This is a genomic window from Streptomyces sp. GbtcB7 (genome assembly GCF_019091445.1).
In the GTDB taxonomy this organism is placed as follows: Bacteria; Actinomycetota; Actinomycetes; order Streptomycetales; family Streptomycetaceae; genus Streptomyces; species Streptomyces mirabilis.
Genome location: NZ_JAGXJM010000355.1, coordinates 1 through 262 on the forward strand (window position 1 = coordinate 1; position 262 = coordinate 262).

Sequence of the window (262 nt, forward strand, 5' to 3'; positions counted from 1 at the left end):
CCGCGGGCTGGCACAGGGACGCGAAGTGCTGGAAATCGCGGCCGGTGACGGAACCCTGTCACGGTTCCTGTCAGCCGAAGGCGTGAGCGCCCGTGCGACAGACGACCACGGTTGGGACAGCGTAATCGACTACGGCACCGACGTCGAGCGATCCGATGCTCGCGCCGCACTCCGAAAGCACTCGCCCCGTGTCGTCATCTGTTCCTGGCCACCGCCCGGCAACCCGTTCGAGCGGGCAGTATTCGAGACACGATCTGTTGAA

Annotated in this window: 1 protein-coding gene; it reads left to right on the top strand. The window is 65.3% G+C overall.

Annotated elements, in window-relative coordinates:
* Nucleotides 1-25: 25 nt before the first annotated feature.
* A partial coding sequence (locus KVT44_RS56250) for a hypothetical protein (protein WP_217577023.1) occupies nucleotides 26-262 on the top strand: 237 nt, incomplete at its 3' end.